The organism is Planctobacterium marinum, from assembly GCF_036322805.1.
In the GTDB taxonomy this organism is placed as follows: Bacteria; Pseudomonadota; Gammaproteobacteria; order Enterobacterales; family Alteromonadaceae; genus Planctobacterium; species Planctobacterium marinum_A.
In genome coordinates, this window is record NZ_AP027272.1 from 2,634,722 (window position 1) to 2,651,615 (window position 16,894).

The window sequence follows — 16,894 nt, forward strand, 5'->3', positions numbered from 1 at the left end:
TTACATAAATAGAATGATATGAATAGTATTAGATTCAGATAATCACAAAAATCGAACATTCTCATGTATCGCTCTAAAACGACTCTCGAGCAATGGCGCATTTTACAAGCTGTCGTGGATTATGGGGGTTACGCCCACGCCGCGAAAGTGCTAAATAAAAGTCAGTCTTCCCTCAATCATGCCGTGGCCAAGCTGCAATCCCAACTGGATGTTCAGTTACTTGAGGTTCGAGGCAGAAAAGCCTACCTCACCAAAGCCGGCGAAGTCATGTTACGTCGTTCACGTCTTTTGAGCAAAAATGTTGAGGACCTGGAAGAGCTTGCCAAGAGTATTAACCAGTCTTGGGAGCCAGAAATTAATATCGCCGTTGAGCTGGCCTTCCCAGACCAATTCCTGACGCCTATTTTGATGGAGTTTTATCCCTCTTGCCGAGGTAGCCGACTTAATATTATTGATACTGTCCTCACCGGCACCGAAGAATTAATTAATGAAGGCTGGGCGGATATCGCTTTAACAGCTTCAATCCCAAAAGGCGTATTGAGTGAACCGATATTGAACGTAAAGTTTGTACCCGTCACCCACCCCGACAATCCGTTGGCTCATAAAGATCAACCTATCGATCCCAACGAACTTGTGCAACATTTGCAAATCGTTATTAAAGACACTGCTAAAGCCCCAGTCGAGAGACAAGGTTGGCTCAAAGCAGAGCAGCGCTGGACGGTAAGTCAATTCGAAACCGCGATAAAATTCTTGCGCCAGGGATTAGGTTTTTGTTGGTTGCCTGTGCACAATGTCGAAAAATACCTTGCAAGCGGTGAATTAGTGAAACTGAATATCCAGGGAAGCAGTTTTCGCTCAATTACCATGTCGCTTGTTAATCCGCATTCAGATAGAATGGGGCCTGGCACTAAGATGTTAAGCGATATGATCTTAGCCAAACGAGAATTAGAACAATAATCCGGAAAGAGATATGTCAATGACACGCGAAGAACTTGATGAGCTGATGCTAGACAGTGCCAGAAATGCGGTGATCACCACCCGTGAGGAATTTGGCCTTGAGCTTGACGGTTCCATAGACAGTATTGCCGTTGTGGATGAAGTTATCTTAAAGTGGATCAATAAATACCGCGACCAGGCACTTGAAGACAAAGCAGTGTTTACACTGTGTAACATTTATGGAGCATACGTAGGTGAAGTTTTCAAAAAAACCGTAGGCGGAGAATGGAGTTATGACGACTCTAATCCTGATACCCCTCTACTTTTGTTGGAGTACGGCACTCACTCTTATGCCTTTGCAGGCATCTGCTATCAGAGATTGGTTAACGACAGTCAGATCAGTGTTGATAGTTATTTCAGCCAAGCTGTAAGTAATAATACACAGTAACGTCCGGCAGAATAAAGAGTGTTGTGTGACAGCCCCGGACTGACACACAACAACACTCGCCTCTCGTCAGTTACGCACAGATGCTCCTGCTCCATTGCGATACTCCCTGTCACTGACTAATCCATGTTAACGGCAACTCCTATTGGGCTGCCTGGCATCATTTAGTGGCTATCTAAATTCCCTGTAGATAAAAACTAAATTGCGGCTTTGTCTCATCCTTGAGAGCAACATCAACACATTCCTGTGTCAAAACCTTAGCCTGCTTCCAGCTTGTTCCCCGGATAAGCTTATTCCTTTTGCTTCTCCAGTTCTTTCCTTGTACACAACGACTTTTCAGATAGTAGCGTCAAAGCTAACAACCCGCTCCCGTCTGAATAAACACTCCCTGTTAATGGTATGCGATGGTTTAATCCTCAAACCTGTATTGCACTTCCAGTACACCCATTTTCGTCGAGTACGGGATAAAGGTTAGTCAAAAATGAGTTTTCAGGCTTTCACAATTAAGCCAACGACTGTAGAGATTGGGACAACGGTACTCATTTAGCACGGACAAAAGCATCACTTTACTGACCATCGCTCAGTAAAAGGTGAGATAAGCGCTCTTACGAAATTGAGACTCGCGACAGGCACAAAAAAGGCGGCTAAGTGCCGCCTTGATAATTTCAGAAAACGTTATTCAAACTTTCTACCGCGCTTGGTTTCGATAGTATCGATGTAGGCATGCCAGGAAGCATAACCAATTAGTGGCATAGTAAACAAAAAGCTACCAAACCCGAGTATGTAATCGAGGGTAATACCCACCACAAAGCCGAAAGCTACGCAGGCAAAAATAAAGCCGCCCCAAATCAGCATCACTTTCTTGTTTACCCAAACCGCGTTCATGCTGGTCATTACCGCGGTTGCCAAGTCAACTTTTCGCTCCATTAATATAGGCTGCGTGAACGCACTAATAAAGAATACCAATAGCGTAAATCCGGCTCCTACGATGGTTCCTACCGCCAGAAACGGCAATAGATTCTCAAAGTTATCATCCAGATAAGGCGGATAGAGCGCGTGAATTAAAGCCGCAACCCGCAACCAGAAGATCATTAGTACCATCAGTAATATACCAAAAGCCCATTCATTTACTGCATTGCGAGTAATAGCCTTGATACTGTGCCAGATACTGGGAACGTGATTTTTTTCCAGTTCCCAGGAAACATCATATAAGCCTGCCGCTAAAAACGGGCCTATTAACATAAAACAAACTAAGGCGGGCAAAATCACCAGATGCCACCCTGTTTGCACCACCAGGTAATAAATAAGCCATGGAACTAACGCAAATAACAATCCGAAAAGCGCTGTAATATGCGGTGCCTTTAACATGTCTCTTAACCCCAAGCGTATCCATTTTAATGGGTCGCCGAGGTCCAGCTCTTTACAAGGTATGACACGTGCAATCTTACTATCGGTGATCGCGTTATGGGGTTGTTCCTCAAATTTATGCGACATATATTCTCCTAATCTTCCAATTCTTCTAGTTTTTGATTTTTCAACGGATTATCAAACGTCGTATCTTTGCCGAGATAGCGAGAATAGGTATCAGTCTGTTGCACAATTTGTCTCGCTTTTTCAGCATGCTCATCATCAGTATATACAAGCATGATAGCTTTGCCATTTTTCAGCTCATTTTCATATTTGCTGAGTCGATAATTGCGGTGACTTATCCCAGACAGGCCACCAATCCAACCTCCAAACCCAGTGCACAAGGCCAACATAAATAAGGCATTGACGGTGCCAAATTGCCAACCCCACGGCTGTAACACAAAAAGTATCACACTAGTGACGATGCCTAAGCTAAGCCCAACGAGGCCAAACCTCACGGCGCTATGGATAATGTCTCGCTCCTCAAAGATTGATGCCTCGTGAACTTTATGCCCTGCATAATCCTGATTGGTCTCTGTAACAAAATGAATATCATTCTCTTTGATGCCGGTGGCCATTAGCCCTGCCTGCAGCTGATCAGAATGGGTTAAATTATTCAGCAGAAATTGATGTTGCATAACATCACCCTCCTAACAGTAAAAAACGTCTTTATTGACTATTTTTTGTACTATTAAGTTTAGCAGTTGGTTCAGTTATAGCGTAATTACCGGGGCAAAAACTTGTTACAGGTCAAGTTTTGATCAATTGGTGGACATTTTAAGCCAGGAAAGACTTGATTGATGTAAAAGGCTCAGGTGCTGATTAAGATCGCCGAACCGATTGATAGGTTCATCTACCCCACTTACCGCTTGCCAGACAAAACGATGGCAATTGTTATTCAGTAAATCGTAATCACGGTATTGATAAAGATGGCTGACAGCTCGAGTGTGGGTATGCTCTGCAATCAATGGATGACCGAATGTGTCACAAGCGATAAAAATTTCTTCTCCGGAGCGGTCCGCTAGAAAGCGTTCAGCACTAATACTGCGGATCAGGCCATTGCCATTGAGTTCTATGACACCATCGTCGAACCAAATGCCAGTGTGATCCAGTACGCCATAAACTTCACAACACACAACAGCGCCGTCCAAAGGTTTTACCGAAAGCGAGGATTCGCCCGGTAAAACATCTACATATCCCCGATGCTGAGAAATTTTATTGCTGTATTTAATTCCAGCTAAAGTGGCTGCGGCAGCGGCACCCAGCCATAACAATGGTAAAGCCATATTGTCGATTCACATTGACACATAACAAAATATAAGCAGGATATAAGCAAGAAGGCAAAAAATAAGCAAAACCTACTTCGTAACCTTTTATGTCAGATTTCCAACAGGCTACCGCAAAATTACAACAATGGATTGAGCAACAATTAAAACAGGGGATAAGCAAACAGCAGCTTTATTTTTATTTACTAAAGCGCGATTTCGCACAATCCATGATTGATCTGCTTCTCGATGGCTATCAACCTGTGGCCAATACAGCTGCGATTGAGCAGCTACCAGAAATCTTAAGCCCCGAGCAAAGCGCTGTGTTTAATGAGGCCAGCCACTATTTTTCTTTTGCTAATATTCGTCTGACTACAGAGCAAAAGCGCTTTCAATTACCAGTGTCTGATGTGCAAATATTCAAGGTACCTCAGGTAGTAGAAGCCAAACTGTGCGAACAGCTTATTATTCGCTCACGACGTTTTTTTTCGCCATCAGAAGTGGTGGGTCAAAAATACGCTGTTCAAGATTCAGGTCGCAGCTCAACAACTGCGTTAGTGCGAGATATTGCCGCCGATGTTGAAAAAAAACTGCAAAGAAGTTTCGGTGCACTATTAGGTATTGATCCCAGATTTTGCGAACCTTTGCAAATCCAATGTTACCAACCAGGACAAGCTTATCAAAATCACGCGGACTGGTTTGACAAAGCGCATCCGGGTTATAAGGAAAGTATAGGTAGCCAAGGTCAACGTACCTGGACCTGTCTGGTTTATTTAAACGAAGATTTCGAGGGAGGTGAAACCCTTTTTACCAATATTAAGCAGCAAATTAAACCAGCAACAGGCTCAGCTTGCATCTGGAATAACCTACAGGTTAATGGCGAGGTAAATAGTGAAACTTATCACCAGGGATTACCAGTGAAGAAGGGAACAAAATATATATTAACGGCCTGGTTCAGAGCCAAGCCGTTGTAAAACGCTAAGGTTTGGCTTTGTGGGCTTTAACAGCAGTTCCGGCAATGCTTACCATCAACATGCTGCCCTTATCTCCTACAATTTGATAATCAATATCGATACCTATTACCGCGTTAGCGCCACAAGCTCGGGCCTCGGCTTCAATTTCTGAGAAGGCGATTTTACGTGCTTTGGTCAGCACGTCTTCATAGGCACCGCTGCGTCCGCCTACGATGTCTCTTACCGCAGCGAACATATCCTTGAACAAATTGGCCCCCATCACGGCTTCGCCAACGACAATGCCATAATAGTGGTCAACTTCGTAACCCTGCAGCTCGTGTGTCGTTGTTACTATCATCCTAATTTATCTCCTTAAATTCATTGAAGCTAGATATTAGCTGGCTAATCTGGGTTTCGCCATAAGCATTGGCAGAGAATTTCCCCCAAACGGGTGCTGGCCAGGCTTCATCATCGCGAAAACGCGCAATATGATGGATATGCAGCTGAGGAACCACATTGCCCAACGCAGCTACGTTTATCTTGTGGGCATTGAGCTCAGTCTGCAAAAATCGCTGCATCAGAGCTGATTCGTACCAATACTGACGTGCATCGCTATCAGATAATTGCATTAGCTCAGTCAGTCCATTAACTTTGGGCACCAATATAAACCAAGGATACCTTGATTCATTCATCAGCAAGACCCGGCACAATGGCAAATCACAAACAAAAATACAATCTTGCTGCAACTGTTTGTGTAGTGTGAAATTTTGCAATTAACTCTCCTCAAGCGACGTGGGTACTACCGTAAGTAAAGCTCGCTGGCCAAGCGCCACCTTGGCATTAGGAAACACAATGGCCTCGCCATCTTGCTGTGCAAAATATTCTGCGCCCGGCTCAGAAGCTAATAAAGTACCTTGTGCATAATCACTAAAATTAGGTGTGTCGTCGGCAAAATGCAGCGTAAAGTCTTCCTGAGTACGATTGATGATCTGATTCACGCGATAAATTAAAAAGTCATCAGGATTGAACTCAGGTAGAGCAACCTCAGGTTCACAAGCCCAACGAGTTAACATATCGCGAGCCTGCTCAAAACGTGACATGTCGTTCTCACCAAAAGGTCTCACCTTTCCCAGTTCAACTGTAAAGGCATCCGCTTCAAAATGCTTATTACTATGGTAGCTAAAGGTCGTTGTTGGCGACTCAGAAAGCATTATCGTAGATACACCACACTCCTTCATAAATACAAGTTGTTCAGGTTTACGAGGACGACCATGGGTAAAGGGATAGACTGCAAACTTTTCGTTTTTAGAATCCCGAATTGCAGTGTGTAAGTCATAGTGATAACGCTTACGACCTTCACCTTGTGAAGTGAAGAACACTGATACAACATCTTCTAAATGACGCGCTCGTTTTCTCTCCTGATTTTCTGCAATATCAGGATTAGCATGCTCACCATCGAACAGACGATTCATATTCTCTTCTACGAATCGCTCACCGATATCCATCGCAGGAAGGTTGCCGAAAATCACCAATAAGCGGTGAGCTAGTGTTAATTCGCCGGTGAGAATAGCTCGCACCAAATCATCACAAATTTCGATGGGCGCGGTTTCGTTTCCGTGAACACCGCAAGAATAAATAATATCTTTATCGCCAGAATTCTCTGGCTCAAACTGAATTACCCCTTCGGACAACACACTCACCTGGGTATTGTTGCTCAAAGAAAATTGTAACGGTGTTGCAAATAAGGCCGGTTCGTTTCGGGAAAGATGTAAGAAATCACCTTCAGCTAATAATCTGGTTATTGTATCGGACATATAGAGATTTTAATTCTAATTTGTAGGGTCTGAATACTTAATGATACAGGATGTAGCAGGTGATTTTAAGCGAATGGAGGCTGTGACTTCAGAGAAACAGAAAAGGAATGTTATTTACGTGCTTCAAATGCATAAGAGCCACCAACGCTGATATCGGTATTGAGTAGCTCGATAAAATCTGCCATGGGAATGGCTTGTGAGAACAAATAGCCCTGCCCTGAATTGATTCCCAACTGGCGAAGAATATGCAGGTGCTGCAATTCTTCAATGCCTTCAGCTACCACATTACAGGAAAGTGAATCGGCAATGACCTTGGTGGCTTCTACAATGGCTTTGTTAACCGGGTTCTCCAGCAGCTGCATAATAAAGGTTTTATCAATCTTGATAGTATCGATATCCAGATCCCGTATGTAGGCCAGATTAGAATAACCTTTTCCGAAATCATCAATAGCGATCTTGGCCCCCAATCGTTTAGCAGCCGCCAACTGTTTATTCACCATCAGTGAATTGGACATAGCCGCATCTTCAGTAAGCTCCAGCTCAATGCGACTTAAATCGACGCACATGTTATCGCTATACTGTTTTAAGCGATGCACAAATTTATCGTCGTATAGCTGTGTCGGTGAAACGTTTACGGCCAAATTGATATCAAAACCCGCAGCCTGTAAATACAATAAACTATCGAAGGCTTTACGCAGCGCCCAATAACCTAGTTCATTCATCATGTTATAGGACTCGGCGGCATCGATAAGTGCGCCGGGGAACAACATGCCATCAAGTGGATGGTTCCAGCGCAACAAACACTCTGCCCCTGTGATTTGTAAGCTATTCAAATCGATTTTGGGCTGGAAATAAAGCTCTAATTCATCATGGGCGAAAGCGCGTTTTAAGTCGGCTTTAAGGGCTGACGCCCGGCCTCCTGAGTGACGGCGGTGCTCTAGGGTAACAATAGAGAAGTTATCGTACTTATTACTCTTGGCTTGTTTTAACGCGGTTTCAGCGCCAGAGAAAAGGCGATTAACATCGCGATTATCAGTTGGGTTGGAGACCGCACCGACATTGAAGTCAGCAATAAAGGCGTGATCGCCTATGTGAATCGGCGCTTTAAAGTGTTCGTTAAGACGAGTGTAAAAACTGTTGAGTTGCGTTGCTCTGTGTTGTCCGGGAAAAACCAGACCAAAAATGTCACCACTGACCCTGCCCACTTCAGCATCAAATGCAAAAATTGACTGAATACGCCTGACTATTTCCGCCAGTATATAATCACCTGCCTTATAACCAAAGCTGGTAGATACGTCGGAAAACCGGACAACATCAATAATGAACAACGATACCTGCCCATCCTGGTCAATCAGGTTTTGCACTTTTTGCAAAAACGCATATCGACTCGGGATTTCAGCAAGTACGTTATGAATAACGCTCATAGAGTACGACTAAACCTCACACAATCTCAGAGCGCAATTTAGCGTTTTTTTGCACAAAAAAAAAGCCCTGATGGAATAATCAGGGCTTGAAACTGTAAAGATTACATTATGTTTTCACTAAACCCGGATCCGGGTGAAATGAAATCATCAGATTTCACAAATTTAACTCCATGTTTTAAATCAGGAATTAACCTTGCAGCTCTCTAATTTCCAGATCTTACTGACATAATCACGGATAGACCTGTCTGAGTTAAATTTACCCATATTGGCTGTATTGATGATGGCTTTCTCTGCCCAGCCAGCTTTATCTCGATACGCTGCATCAACTTGCTTGTGCGCCTCTGAATAAGACTCATAATCTGCCAACGCCAAATAGGAATCACCGTGATCCAGCAAACTGCGTTTGATTGAAGACAACTCACCGGGTTTGCCTGGCGTAAAGTAATCAGTGTCCATCCAGTCCAACACTGCTTTGATCTCTGCGTTTTGGTAGTAATGGTCGTGAGGATTGTAGCCCTTTTCACGCAATGCGTTAACTTCATCCACGGTTAAGCCGAAAATGAAAATATTCTCTTCACCAACCTCTTCAGCAATTTCGATGTTCGCACCATCCATTGTGCCGATGGTTAAGGCCCCATTCAACGAAAGCTTCATATTCCCCGTACCTGACGCTTCTTTACCTGCAGTCGAAATCTGTTCAGACACATCTGCTGCCGGGATCATTTTCTCCGCCAGTGACACACGATAGTTAGGCAAGAAAACCACTTTTAACTTACTGTTTACGCGATTGTCAGAATTGATGCGCTCAGCAACCTTGTTGATGGCATAAATAATATCTTTGGCAAGCTTATACCCGGGAGCCGCTTTGGCACCAAAAATAAAGACTCTGGGATGCATATCGTAATCAGGATTTTCCAATAGACGACGATATAAAGCCATGATGTGTAACAAATTCAGATGCTGACGTTTGTACTCGTGCAAACGTTTGATCTGGATATCGAAAATCGCATCGGGATCGATAGTCTCTCCCGTTAAACGCAGAACCTCTTCTGCTAACGCTACTTTATTACGGCGTTTGATGGCCATAAACTCGTCCTGGAATTTCTTATCTTTCGCCAGCTTGGTCAGCCCAGTCAGCTTATCCAGGTGCACTGGCCAATCAGTACCGATTTTACTATCAATAAGTGCAGATAACTCAGGGTTACAGGCTTTTAACCAACGTCTCGGCGTAATACCGTTGGTCACATTAGTGAATTTACCCGGCCACATTTCGTCAAACTCTGGGAATAAATTGGCTTTCACCAGCTTAGAGTGAATTTCGGCAACACCGTTAACAGCAAACGAACCAATCACACTCAAATGGCCCATGCGCACCATTTTCTCATTACCTTCTTCGATAATAGATAGTTTGGACTTAACGTCTGTTTTACCGGGCCATTTTGCGTCCACTTCTTTCATGAAGCGGTGATTAATTTCGTAAATGATTTCCAGATAGCGAGGCAAGATCTTTTCAATCATTTTGGCTGGCCATTTTTCCAATGCTTCAGGAAGCAGTGTGTGGTTTGTATAAGCAAATACTTTAGTGGTAATTGCCCATGCATCGTCCCAAGACATTTCAGCTCTGTCCACCAAAATACGCATTAATTCAGGGATGGCGATAGCGGGATGGGTATCGTTTAATTGAATAACCACTTGCTCAGGGAAACGGCTCCAGTCATCCCCGTGCGCACGCTTGTAACGACGCACAATATCCTTTAATGAGCAGGCACAGAAGAAATATTGCTGAATAAGGCGCAGCTCTTTACCCGCTTCGGTTTCATCATTCGGATACAGTACTTTTGAAATCGTTTCCGCTTGAACGGTCTCAGAGTGAGAGTCTACATAACCACCGGCATTAAAAACATCCCAGTTAAAATAGTCAGATGACTGGCTCTGCCATAATCTCAATACGTTAACGGTTTTACCCTCATAACCTACAACCGGGATATCCCAAGGTAAGCCTTTCACGATAGAACCCGGGTGCCATTCTTTTTGGATCTTACCATTTTCACCGTACTTGGTTTCTACATAACCATAGAGCGGAATTTCCTGAATAGATTCAGGACGGCAAATTTCCCAAGGATTACCATAGTCACGCCAGCTATCTGGACGCTCGATTTGTGCACCGTTTTGAATTTCCTGACGGAATAAACCGTGTTCGTAATGCAAACCATAACCAATAGCCGGCATTTCTAAGGTGGCAAGTGAATCGATATAACAGGCCGCAAGACGCCCTAATCCGCCATTGCCCAGAGCCATATCTGGCTCTTCTTCCATGATATCCGTCAAGCTGATGCCCAACTCCTGAAGCGCTTTATCAGTATTTTCAAACAACCCCAAGTTGTGCATGTTGTTGGACAGCAAACGCCCCATTAAGAACTCTGCAGAAAAATAATGTACTGCACGAGTATCATTAAAGTAATGGGTTTTCTGGGTCATTCTCAGGCGTTCGAGTACCTGCTCATTGATGGCAGCGCATACCGCCTTCCACCATGCGTGATTATTCGCTTTATTTTCGTCGGTGCCTAAAGTGCAATGTAAATGTCTTACGATTGATTGCTTTAACGTTTCTTTGTCAAACTGCATTGAATTGCTGTTACTCGCAGCGGGCTTAACCGTTTTAGCCGCTGAAGTTTTGCGTGTATTCGTCTTTTTTGTTGTAGATCGGGTTGCCATAATTTTAGCCTCGCTAATATCAAACAGCAGTAGATTTTTTCGCCGTAAAAATGAAAAAACTCTACACCATTTTGTAATTAAATTACATATAATGCAGAGTTAACCACGTTTACGCCCGAATTTTAAGTGCCAGAATGTTATTTTTTTGTTATTTTTTCAACACAAAAACAAGGGCAACAACTTTTTAACGCACTTTTTAACAAGCTATTAACATTTTAGATTTAATTAGTTAACAATTTTTATTTTTGAACACCTCATCCACCAGATTTTGTGCTTCGCCTAACAACTGCTCCAAGTGCGCCTCACCATTGAAACTTTCAGCATAAATTTTATAGATATTTTCGGTACCTGAAGGTCTTGCAGCAAACCAACCATTTTCAGTACTGACTTTCACCCCACCTATTGCTGCGTTGTTACCCGGAGCATGGGTCTGAATTTGCTTAATCGTTTCACCCGCCAATTCACTGGACGAAACGTTTTCGGCACTTAAAGATTTTAACGCTGATTTTTGAGCCGGTGTTGCCGCCACATCGATGCGTTTATACGAAGGCGCACCAAACTGTTGCGTTAGAGATTGATAATGCTCGCCCGGATCTTTGTTGGTTTTGGCAAGAATCTCAGCACCAAGCAAACACAAAATGATGCCATCTTTATCGGTGGCCCAGGTTTTACCGTTGCGGCGCAAGAAAATGCCCCCGGCACTTTCCTCTCCCGCAAATCCCAATTCAGAGCTGAGCATGCCCTGTACAAACCATTTAAAGCCTACAGGCATTTCTGCCACACCTTTACCCAGATTTTTGGCAACCCGATCGATCATTGAACTAGAAACCAGGGTTTTGCCTATCTGCAACGAGGAAGGCCATTCAGGGCGGTTTTGATATAGGTAGTTAATGGCTACCGCCAGATAGTGGTTGGGATTCATTAATCCCACAGATGGGGTAACGATACCGTGGCGGTCAAAATCCGGATCGTTGCCAAACGCCAAGTCGTATTTGTCTTTTAAACCAATCAGACCTGCCATAGCGTAAGGCGAAGAGCAATCCATGCGCAACTTGCCATCTTTGTCCCGCGTCATGAAAGAAAACGTGGGGTCCACATTGGGATTCACTACATCGATATTAAGGCCATAGCGCTCAGCAATGACATCCCAGTAGCCCAGACCTGCACCGCCCAACGGATCAGTACCCAGTTTTAAGCCAGCATCAGCTATCGCTTGCATATCGATAACCTGATCTAATTGCTCAATATAATTTTGTTTAAAATCTTGCTCAGAATAATATTCACTATTGAGTGCCTGCTGAAAAGACACTCGCTTAACATCTTTACTGCCCGCCTCAATTATCTGATTGGCGCGCGCTTGAATAATATCAGTAACATCGCTATCAGCCGGGCCGCCATTAGGTGGGTTGTATTTAAATCCACCGTCCTCTGGTGGATTGTGAGATGGCGTGATCACAATGCCATCTCCAAGTCCGGAGACTCTGCCCTCGTTAAAACACAAAATAGCGTGAGAAATAACTGGGGTTGGGGTATAGCCCCTGCCCTGTTGTGCCACAACGGTTACCCCATTGGCCACTAGTACCTCAACCGCAGTAACAAAAGCAGCTTCAGATAGTGCATGAGTATCCATACCAATGAACATCGGACCACTTGTGCCCTGATTCTTGCGAAACTCTGCCAGTGCCTGACTAATGGCTGCAATGTGGGTTTCAGTAAAAGTTGCACTCAGCGAACTGCCCCTGTGGCCCGAAGTACCGAAGGACACCATTTGTGTGGCATCGCTGATATCAGGGTGAGCACTGTAATAACTGCTCATTAAGCGGGGAACATTGACCAATTGTTCTCTGGATGCCGGTTTGCCGGCCTCTGGGTGAAGTGCCATATCAAAATATCCTGTTTTAAAAAATAGATGAAACTCTGATCGCAGGGATATCAGTTACTGGTCGATAACCTCGACTACAGACACTGAATTTTGGCTTAAATGCCAACAAACTAACCGTAAGTAGCATATACCAATATTTTTGTACTTGTTAAATTACCCGATTAACCACACATTTCAATGAAATTTCAGAGATAAGACCTGATAAAAACATTATGATTTTAAATTACGAGATAAAAGGCCAAGGCGAACCCATCGTACTACTACATGGTTTATTCGGCAGCCTTGAAAACCTGGGAGTCATTGCCCGGCAGTTGGAAGACGAATACCAGATCATCAGCATAGATCTGCCAGACCATGGCCGCTCAGCACAAACAGAACAATTTAGTTTTTCATTATATGCTGATAGCGTGGTTGAAACCTTAAAGTCTATCGATTTACAGCAGGTTAACCTCTTGGGACACTCATTAGGCGGTAAGGTGGCAATGCAAATTGCGCTTCAATATCCAGCATTGGTAAAGAATCTGATAGTGGCTGATATTGCGCCTGTTTCCTACTCTCCCAGACACCAAAACGTATTTAACGCCTTGCAAAGCTTTAAACCTGAAGAGATAAGCAGTCGCCAGCAGGCAGATAAAGCCATGGCCGAGTTTGTTCAGGAAGCCGGGGTGCGTCAGTTTTTATTAAAAAGCCTGGCGAAACTGGAAAACGGAAAGTTTGCCTGGCGTTTTAATCTGGAATTATTAATTCGAGATTATCACCTGTTGTCACAAGCGATTAGCTCGGATAAAAATTATGCTGGACGCACCTTGTTTATCAAAGGCGGTAATAGCGACTACATTACCCGAGAACATCAATCTGCCATTAGTGCCCTGTTTCCCATTGCGGAGGCTCGAATAATCAATGGGGTTGGACACTGGTTACACGCAGAAAAGCCAGTGGTATTTGCCGGCATTGTGTCGCGCTTCTTAGAAGAGTGTCAGTGATGACAATAATATTGATTAACATCAATGAAAGTTGGCGGGCCAATTAACAACATATGCAGCCTGTGCTATAGTGCGCGCCAAATTATGATGTCAAAATTAAACTAACCCATGCTAAGTGAATATTACGAACAAATAGAAACCATAATAATGTACTTGGCACTCAGTGGTTTATTCCTGTTAATGGGTTTTGCCGTACACGATGTACTGAAGAAAAACGAGATCCCAATGGGCGGTCGTATCGTAGTTTACTCAGTATTGTTTTTTGGCTGTGTAGGCTTTTTAGCCAAAGGCATCATTCAAGTATTTTTCAGCGCCTGATAAATCCAGGCCAATTCAATTTGTAGTTGTAACCCGCCTGAGGAACTCAGGCAGCATTCTTTAAAGCGAGATGTAAAACTAATGGCAATCGTCGGACTATTTTTCGGTAGTGACACTGGTAACACGGAACACGTGGCCAAAATGATTCAGAAAGAGATTGGTAAGGATATCATTGATATTCATGACATCGCCAAGAGCACCAAAGAAGATATCGAGAAATACGATTTTCTGCTGTTCGGTATCCCCACATGGTACTACGGTGAAGCCCAATGCGACTGGGATGACTTTTTCCCTGAATTAGAAGAAATCGATTTTAACGATAAACTTGTGGGTATTTTTGGTTGTGGTGATCAAGAAGATTATGCTGAGTACTTTCTGGATGCCATGGGCATGGTACGCGATATCGTCGAAACCAAAGGCGCCATTATTGTAGGGCATTGGTCTTCTGAAGGTTACGACTTCGAAGCCTCCAAAGGCCTGGTAGATGACAACCACTTTGTCGGCTTGGGAATTGATGAGGATCGCCAACCTGAACTCACTGAAGAGCGCGTTAAAGCCTGGTCAAAACAGATCTTTGAAGAGATGTGTTTGTCTGAATTGGCATAACATTAACTATTGTTCAAAAAAGGGAGCAGCAGCTCCCTTTCTCTTATCAGTTAAAACCTTTATTAAACTTTAAACTTAGTTACCGCTTCTTTTAGTTGCGCCATCAAGCAATTTACTTCGTCGGTTGCCGTATTAGATTGCTCAGTTAGGGCTGCACTGTTATCAGCCAAATCCACTATGGTATTGAGTCGCTTGGATACGTCGTTAAGTACCCTGTCCTGCTCACCCGAGTCTTTCACAATGCGATTGTTTACATCCGACAGCTCTTCGATGATCTCTGTGATTTGTGACACCTTGGTGTTAACTTCCCGGATCATCTCAACACTCTTGTCGGATAGCGCTTTACCTTCTTCGATGGTGCGTACCGCTTTGTCGGCATCCGATTGTAAACTGCCGATCATGGTTTCGATTTCCTGAGTGGAGTTTTGAGTTTTAGTGGCCAAAGTACGTACTTCATCTGCTACTACCGCAAAACCACGGCCTTGCTCACCCGCCCTGGCAGCTTCGATAGCCGCATTCAAGGCCAGTAAATTGGTTTGTTCAGCGATACTTTTGATTACGTCAAGAATACCGCCTATATTGCGACTGTTTTCCGCCAGATTAGAAATAACTTCGCTGGAATAATCTGCCTGAGTTGCCTGTTGCTGGATTTGTTTCTCGCCTTCTGCGGCTAAACCGGTTGCCTGGTTTGACTGCCGGGCAACATCATTGAGTTTCTCCATACCATGGCGAATTTGCTCAACGTTATTCTGACTGCTGTGTCTGACCAATTCAGTGCTTTCAGCGGTGAGATGGATTTGTTCTCTTTGTTTATCCACCTTTTCCAGTGCCTGATGGCCCAACTCCACAGTTTGCGCCGTAGCGGCATTCAAACCCTCTTGCTGTTCCAGTATGTGCACAACCAACTCGTGAAGATTCTCAGATAACAGGTTAACTTGTTTGGACAAATCACCGAACTCGCAGTTGCTGGAAGCGTCGGCTTTGAGGGTGAGATCGCCAGAGCTGATAACCTTGAGGCTGCGTGATATACGACTGATAGGTCCAGAAATACTCTTGTATACCACTATGCCGGTTCCCACCGCCAGGCCGGTGCCCAACAGCATAATTACTACGCCTATGGTTATGTTGGTTTCGATGATATTCAGGATTTCATTTTGCCCATCTAAGGTGCTGTCATTAACCTTGTCGAACAGTGTTTTAAAACTCTCCAGGCCTTGGTCTACGTAAGAGTCAGCGGCAGTATTCGCTTGTCGAGCTGACGCCAGTTTATCCAGCTTGTAATTGTGCATAGCAACAACGCCATTGCTGCCAAATATTAACGGCTTTAATTTACTTAACTGCTCTTTATAATCATCCACTAGACCATCTGTTTCTACAGACTCTGCAAGACGCGTCACAAATTGATCCGCTTCTTCGATATTGCTCATGGAGAACTCCATGCTACTAACAATATCGCCAGATACTTTAGCATCTTCTGTGGAGACAAGTTCATTGGTAGAGTTCAACAAGGTAATTAGTAAGGTATCAATGTTGTTACCTGCCCCCGCCAGGCTTTTAAGATCATCATCGGTGTCCGCACCGGGCATGTAGGCCAAATCCAGTAAAGGTGCACTGGTATCATCTACCGCTAATGACACTTTCTCCATATAGCTAGCGATGCTGTTGCGTTGATTGAGATAAGACTGCCTCTCCAGATACATGGTCTTTGCGTTTTGTAAGTACAACTCTACTGAACGTTTACCTTCACTGAGGTACTGACGTTGGTTGGTTTCAATAGACATCTGTTCTAAAGAGCGCAATGTGCCTTCAAATTCACTGAGAAGATTATCAAATTCACTTTTGTTAGTGTTAAGTGCGGACAGGTTATCCATGTAATAACCACGCAATGAGGCCTTACCCAGATTTAAAAGCTGTGTCTGAATCTTTAACACCTGGCTCTGCAAAGGCATTTTTTCATTAATCACAGACTCAGACGACTCTCTGATATCAGACAGCCCGACGTAGGACATCACATTTGTGATGAACAACACGAATCCCAGCAATATGAATCCGAGAATCGTTTTTGCTACTACTGTAAAACGCATAATTTTTATTGCCTCATTATTTTTCTAATTGGCAGTCAATCGCTTAGATATCATATCGGCCA

The 16,894-nt window shown here is 43.8% G+C and carries 16 protein-coding genes; 6 read left to right on the forward strand and 10 right to left on the reverse strand.

Annotated elements, in window-relative coordinates:
• Positions 1-63 precede the first annotated feature (63 nt).
• Both AABA75_RS11810 and AABA75_RS11815 read left to right on the forward strand, forming a co-directional pair.
• Positions 64-957 carry a LysR family transcriptional regulator gene (locus tag AABA75_RS11810; protein WP_338292806.1) on the forward strand — a complete coding sequence of 298 codons (894 nt, stop codon included), beginning with the start codon at positions 64-66 and terminating at the stop codon, positions 955-957.
• 13 nt (positions 958-970) lie between these two features.
• Positions 971-1,384, forward strand: a complete 414-nt coding sequence (locus AABA75_RS11815) for a hypothetical protein (protein ID WP_338292807.1) — start codon at positions 971-973, stop codon at positions 1,382-1,384.
• Between the two features lie 672 nt (positions 1,385-2,056).
• Here the strand turns inward: AABA75_RS11815 and AABA75_RS11820 are convergent.
• The 3 genes from AABA75_RS11820 to AABA75_RS11830 all read right to left on the reverse strand — a co-directional run bounded on the left by AABA75_RS11820 (position 2,057) and on the right by AABA75_RS11830 (position 4,074).
• The gene (locus tag AABA75_RS11820) at positions 2,057-2,875 is read right to left on the reverse strand and encodes a DUF2189 domain-containing protein (protein WP_338292808.1); all 819 of its coding nucleotides are present in this window, start codon (positions 2,873-2,875) and stop codon (positions 2,057-2,059) included.
• Positions 2,876-2,883: 8 nt separating this feature from the next.
• The gene (locus tag AABA75_RS11825) at positions 2,884-3,426 is read right to left on the reverse strand and encodes a hypothetical protein (RefSeq protein ID WP_338292809.1); all 543 of its coding nucleotides are present in this window, start codon (positions 3,424-3,426) and stop codon (positions 2,884-2,886) included.
• A gap of 123 nt (positions 3,427-3,549) precedes the next feature.
• Positions 3,550-4,074 carry a hypothetical protein gene (locus tag AABA75_RS11830; protein WP_338292810.1) on the reverse strand — a complete coding sequence of 175 codons (525 nt, stop codon included), beginning with the start codon at positions 4,072-4,074 and terminating at the stop codon, positions 3,550-3,552.
• Between the two features lie 89 nt (positions 4,075-4,163).
• Here AABA75_RS11830 and AABA75_RS11835 point away from each other — a divergent pair, with 89 nt between their 5' ends.
• Positions 4,164-5,027: a prolyl hydroxylase family protein gene (locus AABA75_RS11835; protein ID WP_338292811.1), complete on the forward strand. Its 864-nt coding sequence runs from the start codon at positions 4,164-4,166 to the stop codon at positions 5,025-5,027.
• Between the two features lie 4 nt (positions 5,028-5,031).
• Here the strand turns inward: AABA75_RS11835 and AABA75_RS11840 are convergent, their stop codons facing one another.
• The 6 genes from AABA75_RS11840 to pgm all read right to left on the reverse strand — a co-directional run bounded on the left by AABA75_RS11840 (position 5,032) and on the right by pgm (position 12,841).
• The gene (locus AABA75_RS11840) at positions 5,032-5,364 is read right to left on the reverse strand and encodes a heavy metal-binding domain-containing protein (RefSeq protein ID WP_338292812.1); all 333 of its coding nucleotides are present in this window, start codon (positions 5,362-5,364) and stop codon (positions 5,032-5,034) included.
• Between the two features lies 1 nt (position 5,365).
• Entirely contained in the window at positions 5,366-5,779 is a 414-nt protein-coding gene (locus AABA75_RS11845; RefSeq protein WP_338292813.1) for an HIT domain-containing protein, read from the reverse strand.
• On the reverse strand, positions 5,780-6,820 hold the full coding sequence (gene astE / locus AABA75_RS11850; protein ID WP_338292814.1) for a succinylglutamate desuccinylase: 1,041 nt from the start codon (positions 6,818-6,820) through the stop codon (positions 5,780-5,782). It lies immediately after the preceding gene.
• A gap of 110 nt (positions 6,821-6,930) precedes the next feature.
• Complete coding sequence (locus tag AABA75_RS11855) at positions 6,931-8,244, reverse strand: putative bifunctional diguanylate cyclase/phosphodiesterase (protein ID WP_338292815.1); 1,314 nt, start codon at positions 8,242-8,244, stop codon at positions 6,931-6,933.
• Between the two features lie 180 nt (positions 8,245-8,424).
• The gene (locus AABA75_RS11860) at positions 8,425-10,869 is read right to left on the reverse strand and encodes a glycogen/starch/alpha-glucan phosphorylase (RefSeq protein ID WP_425325575.1); all 2,445 of its coding nucleotides are present in this window, start codon (positions 10,867-10,869) and stop codon (positions 8,425-8,427) included.
• 319 nt (positions 10,870-11,188) lie between these two features.
• On the reverse strand, positions 11,189-12,841 hold the full coding sequence (gene pgm, locus AABA75_RS11865; protein ID WP_338292817.1) for a phosphoglucomutase (alpha-D-glucose-1,6-bisphosphate-dependent): 1,653 nt from the start codon (positions 12,839-12,841) through the stop codon (positions 11,189-11,191).
• Positions 12,842-13,053: 212 nt separating this feature from the next.
• On the opposite strand from pgm, the gene AABA75_RS11870 reads away from it, so the two are divergent.
• The 3 genes from AABA75_RS11870 to fldA all read left to right on the forward strand — a co-directional run bounded on the left by AABA75_RS11870 (position 13,054) and on the right by fldA (position 14,748).
• On the forward strand, positions 13,054-13,824 hold the full coding sequence (locus AABA75_RS11870) for an alpha/beta fold hydrolase (RefSeq protein WP_338292818.1): 771 nt from the start codon (positions 13,054-13,056) through the stop codon (positions 13,822-13,824).
• Positions 13,825-13,932: 108 nt separating this feature from the next.
• Complete coding sequence (locus AABA75_RS11875; RefSeq protein ID WP_338292819.1) at positions 13,933-14,142, forward strand: DUF2788 domain-containing protein; 210 nt, start codon at positions 13,933-13,935, stop codon at positions 14,140-14,142.
• A gap of 81 nt (positions 14,143-14,223) precedes the next feature.
• Positions 14,224-14,748 carry a flavodoxin FldA gene (gene fldA, locus AABA75_RS11880; protein ID WP_338292820.1) on the forward strand — a complete coding sequence of 175 codons (525 nt, stop codon included), beginning with the start codon at positions 14,224-14,226 and terminating at the stop codon, positions 14,746-14,748.
• A gap of 62 nt (positions 14,749-14,810) precedes the next feature.
• On the opposite strand, the gene AABA75_RS11885 is transcribed toward fldA, so the two are convergent.
• Entirely contained in the window at positions 14,811-16,832 is a 2,022-nt protein-coding gene (locus AABA75_RS11885; RefSeq protein ID WP_338292821.1) for a HAMP domain-containing methyl-accepting chemotaxis protein, read from the reverse strand.
• Positions 16,833-16,894: the final 62 nt, after the last annotated feature.